This window comes from Paenibacillus glycanilyticus (genome assembly GCF_051200795.1).
In the GTDB taxonomy this organism is placed as follows: domain Bacteria; phylum Bacillota; class Bacilli; order Paenibacillales; family Paenibacillaceae; genus Pristimantibacillus; species Pristimantibacillus glycanilyticus.
On record NZ_CP195155.1, the window covers coordinates 279,057 to 296,418 of the forward strand.

Sequence of the window (17,362 nt, forward strand, 5' to 3'; positions counted from 1 at the left end):
CGGATCGTTATCCTGCAAAATGTGCAATGTGTATGATGAAGGGCGCCTGCAAGCGCGAGCTGCGACGGGATCCATGCAAACGAAGCTTGCGCGGAAAGGGGAGATGCTGCCCTGTGCCCCGAGCACGGAGCACGGAGCAAGGAGCACGGAGCACGGGGCACGGGGCACGGGGCACTCGCCGATGCCTGCGCTGGAGCAGCGCAATGCCGCTTGGCGACGGTCCCCGAACTTTTTTACCTCCCTTTAATCGTCCTTTAAGCCTGCTTTCAGCTTCTCTAACGGTTTTCTAAGAAACGTTAATCATACTTACCGTTGAAGCTACTAAACGAAAGAAGGGTGATCGTTAGTGAGAAGAAAAAGAAGAGGGCTTGCCACAAGCCTGCTGGCCTTGTCCCTGACTTTGACGGCTTGTACATCCGGGGGCGGCAAGGAGGCCGGCTCGGTATTCGGCAGTCTCGACAGAGAGGATAAAGGCACGCTGAAGGTCGGCTATTTCAACGAGGAGGCCTTCTACATGCAGTACGGCAACGCCTTTCAGGCGATGTTCCCGAATGTGGAGCTCGAGGTCGTGTCGACGGAGGAGGCGATGTCGGCGGATGATCCTGTAGCGGCGATGGAGAGCTTTATCGAGGAGCAGCAGCCGGACGCCGTTCTGCTGACGGAGGAGCAATACGCGGAGCTTGCAAAGGACGGCAAGCTGTACGATTTGGATGCCGCGGTCAAACAGGACAAATTCGATCTGGATTCGTTCCTGCCTTCGGTTATCGATCTCTTGAAGGCGCGCGGCGGAGGCAAGCTGTACGGGTTAAGCCCAAGCTTCTCGAGTCAGGCTCTCTACTACAATAAGGACCTGTTCGATAAATACGGCGTCCCGTATCCGACGGATGGAATGAGCTGGGAGGAAGTGCTGCAGCTGGCGGCAAGGTTCCCCGCGAAAAAAGGCAGCGACAACGTATCCTTGGACAAAGTCGGAGCGGATGACGCTTTGTACGGCTTGTCCCTTCCCATGCAGACGCGGGACTCATTCGAGCTGATCCGCGAGATTGGCGAAGCCAAAGGCCTGCTCTATGCGGACGGCGAAGCCAAGACGGTATCCTTCGATACGCCGGAATGGAAGGCTGTCGTCCAGTCGGTCGTGGACGGATATAAGTCGGGCAGCATTTCCACGGTTTCTTCGCAAGGAGGCGGCGGTCAGGGAGGGCTGATGATCCGCGGAATGGGCGGCGGGAAGCCGACCTTCTCGTTTGGGCCGGCAACGATGCGGTTTATGTCCGGACAAGCGGCTATGACGGTGGATGGTCCGATGCTGATGAACATGATGGGAATCGGCGGCGTCAAGATAGCCACAGCCACGGCAACCAAAGCGGCGGGAAGCAGCGGCGGAGCCGTTAAAGCGCCGGGTCAGGACGTGAATTGGGATCTGGTCACGATCCCGACCGATCCTTCCCAGGAAGGGGCTACAGGCAGCATGAGTCTCGATACGATTTTTGCGATTAATGCTTCTTCCGAGAACCTGCCTGCCGCTTGGGAATTCCTGAAGTACGCAAACGGCGAACAGCTTGCGAAAACAAGCTCCAAGTCCTCGCCGGCTCTGTCGGCCAGAACAGCCTACAAGAACGAAGCGGACGGCAAGAATATCGACGCCTTCTATAACGAGAAAATCAATGAGCAGGCATTGCTGCAGGAGGACTCGCTGCCGGCAGGCTTTGCCCAGTCCTTCGGGAACATGGCGGCCGGTCAGATCGATCAGGCGGTAAAGGGCACGCAAACCGTTGACGAGGCGCTTAAGGCGATTCAGTCGCAGGGGCAGGATTTGCTGACGAAGGCTCTGGCTGACGAGGCGGCGGAATAATGGCGGTTCAACTTATGCAGCCTGCGGGTCCGTTGCTTGAGGTGCGCGGCGTTCACAAAAGCTTTATTAGCGGCGGTATTCCCCTTCAGGTGTTGAAGGGGATCGACCTGACGGTCGAATCCGGCAAGCTGACGATGCTTCGGGGGCGATCCGGTTCGGGGAAAACAACGCTTCTTAATCTGCTCGGAGGATTGGATCAGCCCTCCGAGGGGGAGGTCTTCTTCCGAGGACGTTCGTTCCAGAACCAGAGCGACAAGCAGTTGACCATGCTTCGGCGCAGGCAGATCGGCTTTGTTTTTCAATCCTTTGCTTTGCTGCCGCTCTTCTCCGCCTGGGAGAATGTCGAGCTGTCGCTGCGGATGGCCGGGGCGCGCCGCTCGGAATGGAAGCCAAGGACGGCCCGATGCCTGGAGCTGGTGGGACTAACGAAGCGGGCTAATCATCGTCCTTATGAGCTGTCGGGCGGCGAGCAGCAGCGGATTGCGATAGCCAAGGCCATCGCTCATAAACCGGCATTGCTGCTGGCCGATGAACCAACAGCGGAGCTGGATTCGCAGATGGCGGCCAGAATTATCGCTATCTTTCGCGACATTATCGAAGCGGAAGGAATCGCCATCTGCATGACGACACATGATTCTACGTTATGGGAGGCGGCGGATGTTGTCTATCAGATGGCGGACGGCCGGCTGCAGGAGCCGGAGTAAGAAAGGACGGGCGGCAGGCCTGGTGCTTGCGGTAGTTGGGTTCGCCTTGCTCGCGGGCTGCTCGCTGATGCCGCAGGAGGAAGAGAAGGAGGCATTGCCGGAAATCAAAGTGCCGAAAATTTCGCAGAAGCCGGAATATCCGGTCAAGAAGAAGACGCTTGAGCTGAAAGCGACCGGTTCGGGCAAGCTGTTGTCCGCGCAGGAGGAGAACTTATTTTTTGAGACGGATAACCGGCGGATCACGGACGTCTATGTGAAGGCCGGGGACAAGGTAAAGCAAGGCCAGGTGCTGGCAGAGCTTGATCCGGGAGACCTGAACAGTCAGATCCGGCGTAAGGAAATCGATATCGAGAAGTCCGAGCTGGATTTAAAGGAAGCGATGCGGGGCGACTCCGAAACCGCGGATAGCGTACTCCTGCGCAAGCAGCAGCTGGATTACGAGCTGATGAAGGAGGAGCTTGCCGAGCTGAAGGAGGAGTTAAGCAGTCTGAAGCTGGTCGCCCCGTATTCTGGAACAATCGTTAGCTTTACCGCGGAAAAAGGGGATCTGGCGAGGGCTTATGAATCGATTGGCCGCATAGCCGATATGGATTCGCTTGTCGTTGCCGTACAGTTCAACACAAACGATATGGACAGCATTGCCCCTGGCATGGAAACGATCGTGGATATTAACGCCGTGGGCGAATTCAAGGGCAAAGTCAAGAGACTTCCGGTTGAGGATGGGCAGCAGGGCGGTAACGGAGACGAGGAATCGCTTGACGCCTATACCCTCATTGAACTCGATAAGCTGCCTGACGGCCTTGGCCGGGGGACCCCTCTGTCAGCGTCCGTTATCGTGCAGCGGAAGGAAAATGCCCTGACCATTCCCCTATCCTCGCTAAGAACGCAAAACAGCAGGCATTACGTGCTTGTCGCGGGCAAAGACGGCAGCAAAGGCGAGGTGGACGTCGAGACCGGCATCCAGACCTCAACGGATGTTGAGATTATTAAAGGGCTGGAGGAAGGCCAGAAGGTTGTGGGCAAATAATGCGCATTCTCCAGTTTCTATTTCTGAAAATGTGGCAAAACCGCTGGTTTACGCTCAGCACGCTGCTCGGCTTAACCGTCGCGGCTTCCTTTGCCATGAGCATTCCGATGTACGCGGACGGCACGCTGAAGCGGGTCGTCGCGAAGTCGCTGCAGGAGGAGACGGAAGGCCTGCCGGCCGCTTCCTTGTATATGAAATACCAATCGGACGGCAGCGCTGACGCGGATTGGTCCGGTCTTGGCGAATTGGATAATTGGATGAAGAAGGTATTGCCGGATCGTATCGGGTTCCCGGCCCAAGCCTACTCCAGCCGAATTAGTCTTCCGTCCTCCACGATTCGGAGCGGCGGCTCCGCGCAGGCCGGACGTTTGGTTCGAATGGAGCTTGCCACGCAGAGCGGCGTGCCGGATGCGGTGAATCTAACGGATGGCAAGCTGCCAAGAGACGGGATTCAGGACGGCGCCATCGAGGTGCTGGCTCTGCACGACACGATGGAACGGTATGATTGGAGGATTGGCGATACCTTTACTTACGACGCCAAAAACGAGGACGGCAAGACAAAACGGCTGACCCTCCGCATCACCGGCTCCTACACGCTGAAGAATGAGACGGATCTGAACTGGGCGATTGACGGGAAGGACAAGCTGGCGGATACGCTGTGGGTCAGCTCGAAGACGATGTCCGAAACCTTGCTTGGCGTCAATAAGCTGATGCCGGGCGACGGCGGCTGGTACTATGCGTTTGATCTGCAAAATATCCGGATCCGCGACCTGGCTCCTCTTATCGGCGAGCTTGGACGGCTGGACATTACGCTGCATGGCATGCTGGCAGGCACAAAGGTGAATCTCTCCTTCGCCACCATGCTGCATGAGTTCCAGAAGCAAAGCCTGCTGCTGCTCGCCATGCTGTTCGCGCTGGCTGCTCCGGTGCTGGCGATGGTGCTCTATTTCATCACGCTTAATGCGCAGCAGGCGCTGGAGAGGCAGCGCAGCGACATTGCGGTTTTGCACAGCCGCGGGGCGAGTCCCCGTCAGATAACTGCCTTGTATGCGCTGGAGTCAGTTTTGCTGGGGATATCGGCATTGCTGCTCGGCATGGGGCTGGCCTGGTTTATGGCGAAGGTCATCGGATCGTCCAGCGGGTTCCTGTCTTTTGTCGGCCGAAAATCGATACCGGTAGGCTTTACCGGAACGTCTCTGCTCTTCGGGGCTGCCGCAACGCTGCTTGCCGTAGTGGCATCCACGGCTCCCGTTCGCAAATTTGCGGAAGCCTCCGTTGTCCAGCATGCCCAGAAGCGGGCGAGCTCCGCGGATAAACCGTTTTGGCAGCGACTGTACATAGACGCAGCTTTGGCTCTTTTGTCCGCCGCAGGCTGGTATATGCTGCAAAGCGGCAGCCTTGTGTCCGCGGGAAGCGGGGGAGACACAACGCTGCAGACCGTTATATTTGTCCTGCCGGCTTTAATGATCTTTGCGGCCGGTCTGCTCTGCCTCAGGCTGTTTCCGCTTTTGCTGCGGTATTGGAATAGGCTTATGCGGAGCCGCATGCCGGTTACCCTATATGTGACGCTGACGCAGCTGTCCCGTTCCGCGGCAAGCTTTTACCCGCTGATGATTCTGCTTATTCTGACGATCGGGCTAGGCGTGTACAATTCGTCGGCCGCCCGGACGATGGATCTGAATGCGTCGGACCGCACGCAGTATGAATACGGCGCCGACGTGGTGCTCGATACTGCGTGGGAAGGGGTCCAAGACGAGAATGACCAGAACAAAATTTATTACGCGGAGCCCTCATTTGAGGCATTCCGGAACCTGCAGGGCGTAGAAGCCGCCACTAGGGTATGGAAGGCAAACGGCAAGGTTGAGGTAAGCGGCAAGTCGGCGGGAAGCGGGCAGGTCGTCGGCATCGACAATGCGGCATTTGCCGGAACCGGCTGGTTCCGCAACGATCTGTACAAGATGCATCCTTATTATTATTTGAATGCTTTAGGCACGGCCGAGCAGGCGGTGCTTGTATCCGAAGCTTTTGCGAAGAAGCACAGCCTGAAGGAAGGAGATCCGCTTACCATTCAGATCGGTTACGACAATACCCCCGTGGAATTCGTCGTGGTGGGCGTGGTTCCGTATTGGCCCAGCTTGTATGAGGATGAAGCGCCTTTTTTTATCGGGAATCTGGATTATATTTATCAGCAGGTGGAGAAAACGCCTTATGAAGTGTGGCTGAACATGAAGGGAGGCGCGAAGCTGGCGAACGTGCTGGACACGCTTGCCAACCGGGGAATCGAAGTCAGCTCGGTAAGGGATGCGCGGGGCGAGCTGATCGACCGTCGCAATCACCCCGCTCAAGGCGGTTTGTTCGGGATCCTGAGCCTCGGCTTTCTGATCTCGCTGCTTGTATCCTTGCTTGGTTATCTCATTTTCTGGTTCTTCGCGTTGTCGCGCCGGGCGGTTCAGCTTGGCATCCTGCGGGCGATGGGGCTGTCTCGTCTGCAGCTGACGAGCATGCTGCTTCTGGAGCAGCTCTTCACGATGGGACTGTCCGTTGCCGCGGGGATCGGTCTGGGCCAGCTCGCAAGCCGCCTGTTCCTGCCGTTCCTGCAGGACAAAAGCCTGGAGAACGCGAGGCAGGTGCCACCCTTTAGAATTGTATTCGAAGCGGAGGATATGCTTAAGCTTTATGCGGCCGTTGGCTTCATGCTGGCGGCGGGCGCTTGTCTCCTGCTCTGGCAGCTAAGAAGTCTCCGCATTACGCAGGCTGTTAAGCTAGGGGAGGAACGTTAATGGAAGCAACAGACGGTAAGGCGCCAATGATTTATTGCGAGGGTCTGGTCAAAATCTATAAAACGGACGAGGTGGAAGTGGTGGCCCTCCACGGGCTGAACCTCACGGTGGAGCAGGGCGAAATGATGGCGATTATCGGCAACAGCGGAAGCGGGAAATCAACTCTGCTTAACATATTGGGCGGGCTTGACCGTCCTTCGGCGGGCCGGGCGCATGTCGGCAAATGGGACCTGCTGAAGATGACCAAGGAGCAGCTGATCGCCTACAAACGGGAGACTGTCGGGTTCATCTGGCAAAATAACGGGCGCAATCTGGTTCCGTACCTGACCGCATTGCAAAATGTCGAGCTGCCCATGTTGATTCAAGGCAAGCCGGACCGGGCTTATGCAAAGCAGCTGCTTGCGGCTGTCGGGCTGGAGCGCCGGATGGGCAGCAGGCTTACTCAACTGAGCGGCGGCGAGCAGCAGCGCGTCGCTCTTGCCATTTCGCTGGCGAACCGGCCGCAGCTGGTGCTGGCCGACGAACCGACCGGTTCGGTGGATCACGCCACGGGGGAACAGATCCTGCAAATTTTTCGTCGCTTGAACCGGGAGATGGGAGTGACGATTGTCATCGTTACCCATGACCTGTCCGTAGCCGATCAGGTCGACCGCGTCGTGGCGATCCGCGACGGGCTGACCAGCACGGAGTGGATCAAGCGGGAAGGCGATGGGCAATCGGATGAGCCCGGGGGGCAGGAGCAATCGGAGCAGGATGCTCGGTTTGGCTCCCGCCACGAGCAGTTTGTCGTTATCGATCAAATCGGGAGGCTGCAAATCCCGAAGGATTATCTGGAGCAGATGCAGGTAGAAGGCAAGGCCGTGCTGTCGTTCGACGGAAAGCATGTGAGAATCGGGCCGCCTGAGCGGGAAATCCCGCAATTAGGAAAGAAAAAGGCATAGCTACCTGTCCAGACCTGCATACCTATAGGCTTCCTCCCGATACATGAAATAAAAAATGAATGGATCAAGCCTCCCCCCGGGCAGATAAACGTTCTTAGAACGACTGCCAAAGCCATATATTTGCTATATAAGCTTATTGGGGGGTGTGAGACATTGGGGGTATTGATCACAGCCTTACTCGTATGCGCCTCAGCCATGGGGTTTGTGCTTTTCCGAAGAAATACGGTGCCTGTCAGCAGCGAAGGTCCCTTTCAAGAAAGAAAGCTGTCGGTTATTATCCCAGCCCGTAATGAAGAGGGCAATTTGCCTTTTTTGCTGGGCTCCCTTAAGGCTCAGTCCTATAAACCGTTTGAGATTATTGTGGTGGACGATCATTCGGAGGACCGCACGCAGGCCATTGCGGAGAGCTATGGCATAAAAGTTGTCTCGAACCCGGAACTCCCGTCCGGATGGACAGGCAAGAACTGGGCGGTATGGAACGGTTACCTGCAGGCCGGGGGCGACCTGATTCTGTTCCTGGATGCGGATGTCCGCCTGGCGCCCGACGCGGTGCGCTCCCTGCTGGCTGCGAGAGAGAAGGAGGGCGGGGTCCTCTCGGTTGTTCCTTTTCACGTGGCGGAAAAATTTTACGAGCGGCTGGCGCTTATCCCGAACCTGCTTGGCTTGTTCGCTTTTACGTCTCCCATGGAGCGGACAAACCCGGATAAGGGTTTATACGGCTCCTGTATTCTCGCCACAAGGGAGGATTACGAGCAGGCGAAAGGACATGAGAGCGTCAAAGGCGAGGTGCTTGACGATCTGAACCTGGGAGCGCGGTTTATCCAGGCCGGGGTGAAAGTGAAGAACTATATCGGCCGGGGAATGGTGTCCTTCCGCATGTATCCCGGCGGGATCAAAAGCGAAATTCAAGGCTTTAGCAAAGGGGCGGTGCTCAGCACAAGCAAGCTGCATATCGGAACCACGCTGCTCATAGCCGTCTGGCTGATCGGCCTTATCGCGGCGGAAGTGGCTCCTTTTGTCATCGGAACGTCCGCGCTGCTGCCCTTAGCCATCGGTTATGCGATCTACACGCTGCAAATTTATTATTTCGTCGGCTATACGGGGCGCTTCGGCATCTGGCTTCCGGCCGTTCATCTGTTAAGCACGGTCTTCTTCTTGTACGTTATGCTTTATTCTCTGTATCAGGTAGTGTTTCTGCGGAAGGTAGCCTGGAAGGGCAGAAGCATTGAGGTAGGGGGGCGTGGCAATCCATGATCATCGGATGGACGGCATTAGCGTTTCTGGCGGGTTCCTTGATGTTCTCGTATTGGATTGGCAGGCTTATGAAGATTAATCTGAAAACCTACGGAGACGGCAATCCGGGTGCGATAAATTTATGGAAGGCAGCGGGCTACGGATACGGCTTCGCTGGCATTGTGCTGGATTTTGGGAAGGGTTACCTGCCCTTGGCCTTGATGCAGCATGGCGACATGGTTACCGGTTTCGGTATTATTTTTCCCGCGGCGGCGGCTATCCTTGGCCATATGTTCTCTCCGTTTGCCGATTGGAAGGGCGGCAAAGCGATTGCCGTGACCTTCGGCGTCTGGAGCGGGCTTACCGGCTTCGCCGCATCTCTTGCCTATGCGATTATATTGGCGGTGCTGTTATTGGCGTCCAGACGGTTGAGCAAGGGCAGGCCTATCTCCTCGGAGACCGACGCCTTTCATGTTGTGCTGGGGATGCTGCTGTTATCCATCTATCTGGTGCTGGACAATTACTCCTGGCCTTACGTGCTTCTAGGGCTGATTAACTTTATCCTGTTAGCCTATTCGCACCGGAAAGAGCTGATAGGCATGAAGGACACGAACTGAGTTGCGATTTTCAATAAAAAAGCAAAGCCCTTCTGCGAGTTGCAGAAGGGCTTTTTGCGCAAGCTTTATTTTTGAATCTGAGGTTTTTTGAAAGTAAAGGCCTTGTGCCAGGTCTTGCCTCCGTCGGAGGACGTGTTCAGAACGGCTGCATTGGACGCGTCCGTCGTGATAAACCAGATATGGCTGGCATCCGATGCGCCAATGAATTGCGTGCCGTAGCCCGTAAATTCGGACTTGCTGATTGTCCAATGCTTGCCGCCGTCCGTTGTTTTCATAATGGTGTTAGGTTTGTCGCATGCCGAGCATTGCCCGCCCATAATCGCGGTCTGCGGATTTACGACATACAAGGTGCCTGGCGCCGAGCTGGTCATGCCTTTAGGAACCGATGCGTCGTCCATCGTGAAGCCTGGTGCCGGACCGGAGCCTGCTCCGTTCCTCACGATGGCAGGAAGCCAGGTTTTGCCGCCGTTTGCCGTATGGAACAGCGAGTAGGAGGTTTGGGACATGCCGGAGCCTCCAATCAGCTCAATCCAGGCATCGTTAGCTGCCGTGGAACGGATAATTACGTTGTTAGGAGCGTCTTCCGTCTTGCGTGTCATCACGGTATTCCAAGTTTTACCGCCATTCCCTGTATGCATGAAGAGAAGCCGTCCATTCACTACTTGCACCGCCCAGCCGTTGTTCACGTCATGGAAGTATACCTCGCCAATTTCTTTGCCCGGCGTTTGCAGCTCCGTCCAGGTTTTGCCGCCGTCTTTGGTCATCGCATTGCCGCTGAAGGCCGTTTTGTCGTTCGTGAAATGGAGGAATCCATTATTAGGCACGGTACCGGCCTTTGTCCAGGATTTGCCGCCATTCGTCGATTGAATGAGGATTAGGCTTTTGGCATTGCTGTCGCCAATGGTTGCCCACACTTTATTGCTGCTAAGGGCAAAAATCTGATTAATCGGCTTGCTGCCCGAATATTGCAGCCTCCAGTGTGCGCCGCCGTCATCGGTTCTGGCGATTTGGCCATTGCCGGCTACCCAGCCCGCCTTCGAATCGGCAAGACGAAGTGCCGTAACATTACCGATCTGAACGGTTTTCTCATTCGTGCTGATCGGAGTTGGATTCTCGGAAGTGCTGCCGCCGTTATTGCTTGGCTGCTGCGAAGGAGTGTTCTCCGGTTCCGTGCTAGGCGCATTCGTGCTCGTATTCGTCGAGCCTGTATCCGTATTATTAGAGTTTGACGTCTGGTTGGTGGAGTTGTTAGAGGATGGTGTGTTAGCCGAGTTATCAGCCTTCGAACAGCCTGCCATAAGCAGGGTCAAACTGAGCGTTACGAGTAAAACAAGGGTGCTGATTTTTTTCATGATGTTCACCGCCTGGTTTTTTATTATTAGCTTAACCTTCCTCCCCTTAGACGAACCATGTTTCTGCAGAGTTGCAGGGAATTTTAGTAATAAAGTAATTTAGTCATTCGGTAGGGGAAGCAGGCCATAAAAAAAGCTATTCCCCTTGGCGGGGGAATAGCTTTTTTCGCTGCATTACGCCTTTTTCTTGATTGGGATATAGATGTCCATCTGAATCTCCGCCAGCTCATGATTGCTGCGCTCGTCGTAGAGCTCGAACTCCGGCGTGCCGGCATGCTCGTAGCCCGAATGAGGGAACCACTCGCTAAAGACGGTCATCCACGTATTCTGAATGGAGGAGGAGAACTGCTCGCGCGGCACCTTTGGCGTAGTGAACACGGCGTATTCGGCGCCGTCGAACTCACGGCATACGAGGCCTTCGCCTTCCACGCCGTCAAAGTTTTCCGCTTCCATGCCAATCAGGTAAGAGAAGCTGTCCGAGCCCATATCGAAGTTGTAGCAGATGCCAAGCTCGACCGGGGAATCCTTGTGCACGCGGTTCGGGATGTTTTTGTACAGCTCTTTCTGAATATATTCCTGCCAGAAGGCCGGAATCTCTTTATGATTGGCCCCGTTTGCCCGGGTACGGATCTCGTAGCCGATTACCTTGAAGGCAGGCTTGGTTATGAGCTTGTATTCCATTCGTATTCCTCCTAAATAGGGATTGTACTTGCGCTGCAGCATGTTCAGCCTGGAGTAGGCAGGAGGCTTGATCTCCCGCTTGCGGTACTCTCCCGGCGTCATTTCGAACATGCGCTTGAAGGCGCGGGTAAAGGTCTCATGGCTCTGAAACCCGGCATCGAGAGCGATATCAATCAGCTTCGCATCCGAATAAGCCACCTGGTAAGCGGATATCGCCAGACGCCGTTTCCGCACATATTCCATCACGGTCTCTCCTGCCATGGATAGAAAGACCCGGTGGAAATGGAAGTCCGAGAGCCTCGCAACCTGCGCCAGCCGCGATAAAGACAGCTCCTCGCTTATATGGGCTTCAATGTAATCAATCGTCTGCTGAATCTGCACCAGATAGTCCTGCTTCACTCGAATGGTTGCCTCCTTGTTCTCCGGGTGACCTCATTGTATACGAATGGAAACGGATGTTCTTGATGATTCTTGCTATAGGAAAAGAAACAGCCCCCGGCGTTGAACCAGAGGCTGTTTGTAAATCTAGAAAGCTTCTTAAGGCAAAATGTTGCCTGCCGCGCGGTAGATTTCGTACCACTCTTCGCGGGTAAGCGTAATGTCGGCTGCTTTTACGCAGTCCTTCAGACGCTCGATGTTCATCGAGCCGATAACCGGCTGCATGTTGGCAGGATGGCGGAGCAGCCACGCAATGGCGATCGTTGTGTTGCTCACGTCATACTTGCCCGCAATCGCGTCGATCGCTTTGTTCAGTTCAGGGAACTTGTCGTTGCCCAGGAATACGCCTTCGAAGAAGCCGTATTGGAATGGCGACCAAGGCTGAACCGTAATGTCGTGCAGGCGGCAGTAGTCCAGGATGCTGCCGTCTCGGTTAATCGCGGAGCTGTTCTCCATGTTCACGTTAATGCCGTTGGAGATCATATTCGCGTTGGTGATGCTGAGTTGAAGCTGGTTCGCCACGATCGGCTGTTTTACCGACTTTTTGAGCAGCTCGATTTGCATCGGGTTTTGGTTCGATACGCCGAAGTGGCGTACTTTGCCGGAGCTTTCCAGACGGTCGAACGCTTCAGCCACTTCGTCGGGCTCAACCAGCGCATCCGGACGGTGCAGAAGCAGAATGTCGAGGTAGTCGGTTTTGAGGCGCTTCAGGATTGCGTCCGTCGAAGCAAGGATATGCTCCTTCGAGAAGTCGAACATAACGCCCGGCTTAATGCCGCATTTGGATTGCAAAATAATATTTTCACGAACGCTGTCGTTCATATGAATCGCTTCGGCAAAGATTTCCTCGCATGTGCCGGCGCCGTAAATGTCCGCATGGTCGAAGAAGTTCGCCCCTTGCTCCAGTGCCGTTTGGACAAAACGCTCTGCCCCTGCTTTATCCAAGGAATTGATACGCATACAGCCAACCGCAACTACCGGTACCTCAAGCGCAGTGCTTCCGAGTTTAATGGTTCTCATTGATAAGTCCCTCCTAAAATGGATGATTACACAATGCGTGGATCACGCTATTTGTGATGATTCTTGTTGCTGGAATCGGATTGAATTGCCGCCAACTATGTAATCGGTTGCAAACTGACGAGATATAGACAACTGTCCCGCGTATCCTTCTCGATTGTGACATAGTTGATGGCTGGTTTCAAGGCATGGACTTAGGAAAGTTTGTTAAGTTTCTTTAGCGATTACGCTACAATGAAAGTAACGAATAGAGACGAAGCCACTGGCGGGAGGCAGGAATCATGAGTACAGCGAACAATATCGGACTGGTACTGGAAGGCGGCGGCATGCGGGGCGTGTATACGGCGGGCGTGCTGGAGTATTTTTCGGAACATAACGTGTATTTTCCTTATATGATCGGCGTGTCGGCAGGGGCTTGCATGGGGGCGAGCTACCTGTCTAGACAGCTTGGGCGCAACCGGACCGTCAATGTGGAATGGGTAAGCGATCCGCGGTATATCTCTTGGAAAAACCTCTGGAGGAAGGGCCAGCTCTTCGGCATGGACTTTATCTTCGATGAGATTCCGAATCGGCATGTCCCGTTCGATTACGCGGCTTTCGAGCGGAGCCCGGAGGAGTTCGTCATTGGCACAACCGACTGCGAGACGGGAGAGACCGTCTATTACCGGAAAAGCGAACAGGACTTTGACCTGCTGCGGCTGCTCCGGGCATCCAGCTCGCTTCCTTTTATCGCGCCGATTGTGGAATACGGAGGGCGGAAGCTGCTGGACGGCGGGATATCCGATCCGATTCCGCTCGGGAAGGCCGAAAGCGACGGCTATAAGCGTAATCTGCTTATTCTGACGAGGAACGGGGACTACCGGAAATCGGCCGGCAGGTTCAGCTGGATCGTGCAGCGCGCCTACCGCAAGTATCCAAGGCTGGTGGAACGGATGCTCGGTCGGCATGAACGTTATAACGAGACGCTGGATGACATCGCCGAGCAGGAGAAGAACGGCACGGTATTTGTGATCCGTCCGCAAGAAACGCTTGTGGTTGGAAGGATGGAACGGGATCCGGCGAAGCTTGATGCCTTGTACAAGCAGGGCTACGAGGATGCGAAGCGCATGATGCCGCAGCTGCGGAAATGGATGGAAGGCTAAGCGGCGAGGATTGCGGGCGAAGCCGGATCTATTTTATAATCGAGTAGTAAAGGGAGGCGGTAACAATGGCAAATCAATTTGCCGGATTACGAATCAGCTTCATGCAGAGCCTGAATTAGGGGCGATACTTTGCATGGGGCGTACTTGAAGGATGGTCGCCCGGCTATCGTTTCTAATAATGGGCTTTGCACCTTATTTGAGAGTAAGTCGATCAAATAAAATAAGGGGCTGACAAAGCAATGTGTACACCATTTATTAGAAACCATCAACTGAATATGATTAAGAAGCAAGTAGGAGAGCTGCAGAAGGCCTGCAGCACGGTATCCGATCCGAAGGTTATTGCGTCCGTGCGGTCAAACACGCCTTTTAAGGTGATGGCAGCATTCCCGGGGGCAACGGAGGCTGAGCAGAAGCTGCTCGAAAGCTTTGCGTCGTTAAATACCCCGCTGGAGTTTCAGGGTTATTTGAGGTCGCTTGAGGAATACGTGAAGCCGTTCGATAGCGTCGAGGAGAAGCAGCTCAAGAAGCTGTTCCCGAAGGCCAAGAAGCTGAAGGTTCCCGATCTCGCATCGATTGATCTGCGTTACGTGACTTATCTCGGCTGGACGGATATCGCAACGAATAAAATGTATCTCGCGTATCATCTGAACGGCCGGCTTGTAGGCGTGGAAGGCAGATTTACGCCGGTGCTGAAGAAGAGCGTATGCTTCCTGTGCAACCGGCATGAGGAAGTGGCATTGTTCTCGGCCGTTACGAAGTCGAGACCGGCTAATGCTTCGCCGGATTACTACAAGGCTATCGGCAATTATATGTGCGTGAACAGCGAGAGCTGTAACAAAAACATTACCGATGTGACGGTGTTGGAGCGCTTCATTTCCGATATCGTTCTTTAAAAGGAATAGAAAGAAAGCCCGCCGGAGACGGCGGGCTTTCTTATTTTGCTTTTGCAGCCTGGCGGTAACGGAACTGCTTGTATTGGAAGTACATGAAGCAGCCGAGGCAGAAGCCGCTTAAAGCAGCCACAACGGCGGCAGTCAGCATGCCTAAGGCGATGTAAGACAGCACCGTCAGCCCAAGATAATGGGCGGCAAGGGTGACGACAAGGAACAGAATCACGAGCAGGTTGTTAAAGCGCAGCAGCTCGCGGGCTTCGGTCCGCTGGCTCACCGGGAGTAACGGCGAGAACAAGCGGACAAACGGATTATATTTGACTCCGTACGTACGGCTGACGAGCTGGACGGCCAGCGGCAGGAATAGAATCCACCATTGCTGGGTCAAGAGCGCTGCAATGACGCTTAGCAGAATGCCAAGCTGATTGCCTCGGACGCGGTGCAGGGGCACTTCCTCGACGCATTCGTAACTGAGGTTAACTGTTGATTGGGACATAGGAATCCTCCATTCACGCGAAATGGTTTACGTGATGATCACACTAAGTATACAATAATTCTTAGTTTTCTGGTAGGGATTTAGGTATAAACAAATGAGAATATTTTGCGATTGACGCTCTTTCCAAAACTCTTTAGAATGGAACGAGCGCAATTTTGTACGGCAGCTGACTGGAGGTATAACAAGAAGCTTATGAACTTGAAAACCATAGCAATTTGCCTGTATGTGATGCTTATTTATTGGCTTTCCCTGCATTTTTCTTTCCTGGACACCTTATTTTTCCCAACGCTTGGCGCGTTTAGCTTTCTGTTCTTATCCCGTTCCTCGACGATATCGGAAGTGGGCAAAGTCACCTTTGGCGCGGTTGTATCCTCTGTCATCGGGACGGTATTGTACTACATTTATCCAAGTCCGATCTCGCTGTTTGTTAACGTCATTATTACCATCTGGTTAATTAATAAATTCAAATGGAATGCCCCGCCGATTGTGGCTGTGGCGCTGATCCCGTTCTTCTCGCACTCCACCCATCATTGGGCGATTCCGCTCTCCGTAGGCGTGGCGCTGCTTGGTCTTATGCTGGTGCTTTACATCGCCCGGAAGCTTGAGAGCAGAAGAGCGCAGACGTACGAATCCTCCGAATCCACGGCCGCTTAAGGCAGGTGGATTTTTTGTGCCGTTAGCCGGAAATCCGCCATGGACAAATCATGGCGATAGTAGTAGCTTAGTAGGTAGTTTAAGCTTCACCAATTCAACGAGAAGAATGAGATGATGATATGGGTATAGGACGACCCAGACTGAGAGGAAAGCATGAGGCTTTCCTGGAAAAGCACTTCACGGGAGTGTCGATTGATTACCGGCAAATTATTGCCTTGTTTATTCCGATTTTGATTGACCAGGCGTTTATCGTTGGCCTCAACCTGGTGAACACGGCAATGGTCAGCTCGTCCGGCGTGGACGCGGTCAGTGCCGTCAACATGGTCGATTCGCTGAACATCTTCCTGATCAGCGTCTTTATCGCCGTATCGACAGGGGGAACGGTTGTTGTTGCGCAATACAAAGGCAGCGGCAATCATCAGATGGTATCGAAGTCCGCGGCGAGCTCTGTCTCGTCGGTTACGCTTGTTGCTTTTGCAATCAGCCTGATTGTCGTGGTGTTCCATAGCCAGATGCTCAATCTGCTGTTTGGAGCGGCTTCGCCGGAGGTATTCCGGGAGGGTAGGACGTATCTGATCGGCAGCGGCTTGTCTTATGTCGGCATCGCCATGATGGAGGCGGTATGCGGGGCGCTTCGCGGGATCGGAAGAAGCCGGGCATCGCTCATGCTGTCGCTTGTCATGAACCTGACGTACGTGCTGCTCAACATCGTCTTTATTAACCTGATGAATATGGGCGTGCTGGGGCTTGCCATCTCCGTCAATATTTCGCGGTATGCGGCAGCTATTCTGGCCATTGTCTACCTCGTAAAGATTGATACGAACCTGCGGCTTCGCCTTCGGGATATGCTGTCGGTCAATTTTTCGATGCTTCGGAAAATTCTGTTCGTCGGGCTGCCGTTTGCGGCAGAGCAGATGTTCTTCAACGGCGGCAAAATCGTTACCCAAACGTTTGTCGTTGGTCTGGGTACCTTCGCTATCGCAACTAACGCGATTAGCGGCTCGCTTGCCAACGTGCTGCAGATCCCGTCCAATGCGCTGGCGATCACCGCAATCACGGTTATTGGCCAATGCATGGGGCAGCGGAATATCGAGGATGCCCGGAAGTTCACCCGATCCTTCCTGTGGTTGTCCACGGCTTGCCTGTTCGTGATGGCTTGCCTGATGCTGCCGCTATTCTATCCGTTGGTGGGGTTGTTCCATCCGCCGGCTGAGATTGTAGACGATATCTTCATCATTACGATTATTAATGCTCTTATGCAGGTTGTGTTCTGGTCCATCAGCTTTATTATGCCGTCGGCCCTCCGGGCCGCGGGCGACTCGAAGTTTACGTCGGTCGTATCGCTCCTGTCGATGTGGCTGTTCCGGATTGTGCTTGGATATCTGCTCGCGATTGTCTTCGACTTCGGCATCATCGGCGTCTGGCTCGCGATGAATCTGGAGTGGGGCGTAAGGGGGGCTATCTTCCTCTGGCGCTTCCGCGGCAAGAAATGGTACCGGCATCGGTTGATTGACTAGCTTAAATAGATAAAGCCTCCA

General features: G+C 54.4%; 15 protein-coding genes. 11 read left to right on the plus strand and 4 right to left on the minus strand.

Annotated features, from left to right (window positions below; genetic code table 11):
* Positions 1-346: 346 nt before the first annotated feature.
* The 7 genes from ACR9FF_RS01420 (at position 347) to ACR9FF_RS01450 (ending at position 9,154) form a co-directional block, all read left to right on the plus strand.
* Positions 347-1,852, plus strand: coding sequence for an extracellular solute-binding protein (locus tag ACR9FF_RS01420; protein WP_435168385.1), 1,506 nt, complete (start codon positions 347-349; stop codon positions 1,850-1,852).
* The gene (locus tag ACR9FF_RS01425) at positions 1,852-2,556 is read left to right on the plus strand and encodes an ABC transporter ATP-binding protein (protein ID WP_201007249.1); all 705 of its coding nucleotides are present in this window, start codon (positions 1,852-1,854) and stop codon (positions 2,554-2,556) included. Before ACR9FF_RS01420 ends, ACR9FF_RS01425 begins: the two co-directional genes overlap by 1 nt.
* Entirely contained in the window at positions 2,510-3,583 is a 1,074-nt protein-coding gene (locus tag ACR9FF_RS01430) for an efflux RND transporter periplasmic adaptor subunit (protein ID WP_127497265.1), read from the plus strand. The genes ACR9FF_RS01425 and ACR9FF_RS01430 overlap by 47 nt, the downstream gene beginning before the upstream one ends.
* Entirely contained in the window at positions 3,583-6,363 is a 2,781-nt protein-coding gene (locus ACR9FF_RS01435) for an FtsX-like permease family protein (RefSeq protein WP_435168389.1), read from the plus strand. The genes ACR9FF_RS01430 and ACR9FF_RS01435 overlap by 1 nt, the downstream gene beginning before the upstream one ends.
* A gap of 26 nt (positions 6,364-6,389) precedes the next feature.
* The gene (locus tag ACR9FF_RS01440; protein ID WP_435172016.1) at positions 6,390-7,304 is read left to right on the plus strand and encodes an ABC transporter ATP-binding protein; all 915 of its coding nucleotides are present in this window, start codon (positions 6,390-6,392) and stop codon (positions 7,302-7,304) included.
* A gap of 153 nt (positions 7,305-7,457) precedes the next feature.
* Positions 7,458-8,558 (plus strand): glycosyltransferase, encoded by a 1,101-nt coding sequence (locus ACR9FF_RS01445; RefSeq protein WP_435168391.1) that lies wholly within the window; start codon positions 7,458-7,460, stop codon positions 8,556-8,558.
* Positions 8,555-9,154 carry a glycerol-3-phosphate acyltransferase gene (locus ACR9FF_RS01450; RefSeq protein WP_435168393.1) on the plus strand — a complete coding sequence of 200 codons (600 nt, stop codon included), beginning with the start codon at positions 8,555-8,557 and terminating at the stop codon, positions 9,152-9,154. The genes ACR9FF_RS01445 and ACR9FF_RS01450 overlap by 4 nt, the downstream gene beginning before the upstream one ends.
* A 65-nt stretch (positions 9,155-9,219) precedes the next feature.
* Here ACR9FF_RS01450 and ACR9FF_RS01455 read toward each other — a convergent pair whose 3' ends face one another.
* The 3 genes from ACR9FF_RS01455 to ACR9FF_RS01465 form a co-directional block, all read right to left on the minus strand.
* Positions 9,220-10,506, minus strand: coding sequence for a hypothetical protein (locus ACR9FF_RS01455; RefSeq protein ID WP_435168395.1), 1,287 nt, complete (start codon positions 10,504-10,506; stop codon positions 9,220-9,222).
* Positions 10,507-10,680: 174 nt separating this feature from the next.
* Complete coding sequence (locus tag ACR9FF_RS01460) at positions 10,681-11,586, minus strand: effector binding domain-containing protein (protein ID WP_435168397.1); 906 nt, start codon at positions 11,584-11,586, stop codon at positions 10,681-10,683.
* A 138-nt stretch (positions 11,587-11,724) separates the two neighbouring features.
* Positions 11,725-12,645, minus strand: a complete 921-nt coding sequence (locus tag ACR9FF_RS01465) for an aldo/keto reductase (protein ID WP_201007266.1) — start codon at positions 12,643-12,645, stop codon at positions 11,725-11,727.
* A gap of 278 nt (positions 12,646-12,923) precedes the next feature.
* Here ACR9FF_RS01465 and ACR9FF_RS01470 point away from each other — a divergent pair, with 278 nt between their 5' ends.
* Both ACR9FF_RS01470 and ACR9FF_RS01475 read left to right on the plus strand, forming a co-directional pair.
* Positions 12,924-13,784, plus strand: coding sequence for a patatin-like phospholipase family protein (locus ACR9FF_RS01470; protein ID WP_435168399.1), 861 nt, complete (start codon positions 12,924-12,926; stop codon positions 13,782-13,784).
* Positions 13,785-14,023: 239 nt separating this feature from the next.
* Complete coding sequence (locus ACR9FF_RS01475) at positions 14,024-14,677, plus strand: FusB/FusC family EF-G-binding protein (protein WP_435168401.1); 654 nt, start codon at positions 14,024-14,026, stop codon at positions 14,675-14,677.
* A 40-nt stretch (positions 14,678-14,717) separates the two neighbouring features.
* On the opposite strand, the gene ACR9FF_RS01480 is transcribed toward ACR9FF_RS01475, so the two are convergent.
* Positions 14,718-15,170, minus strand: coding sequence for a DUF4395 domain-containing protein (locus ACR9FF_RS01480; protein WP_435168403.1), 453 nt, complete (start codon positions 15,168-15,170; stop codon positions 14,718-14,720).
* A 198-nt stretch (positions 15,171-15,368) separates the two neighbouring features.
* On the opposite strand from ACR9FF_RS01480, the gene ACR9FF_RS01485 reads away from it, so the two are divergent.
* Together ACR9FF_RS01485 and ACR9FF_RS01490 are read left to right on the plus strand one after the other, a co-directional pair.
* Positions 15,369-15,824 carry an HPP family protein gene (locus ACR9FF_RS01485; protein ID WP_248762901.1) on the plus strand — a complete coding sequence of 152 codons (456 nt, stop codon included), beginning with the start codon at positions 15,369-15,371 and terminating at the stop codon, positions 15,822-15,824.
* Positions 15,825-15,943: 119 nt separating this feature from the next.
* Complete coding sequence (locus tag ACR9FF_RS01490) at positions 15,944-17,341, plus strand: MATE family efflux transporter (protein ID WP_435168406.1); 1,398 nt, start codon at positions 15,944-15,946, stop codon at positions 17,339-17,341.
* The last annotated feature ends 21 nt before the right edge of the window (positions 17,342-17,362 follow it).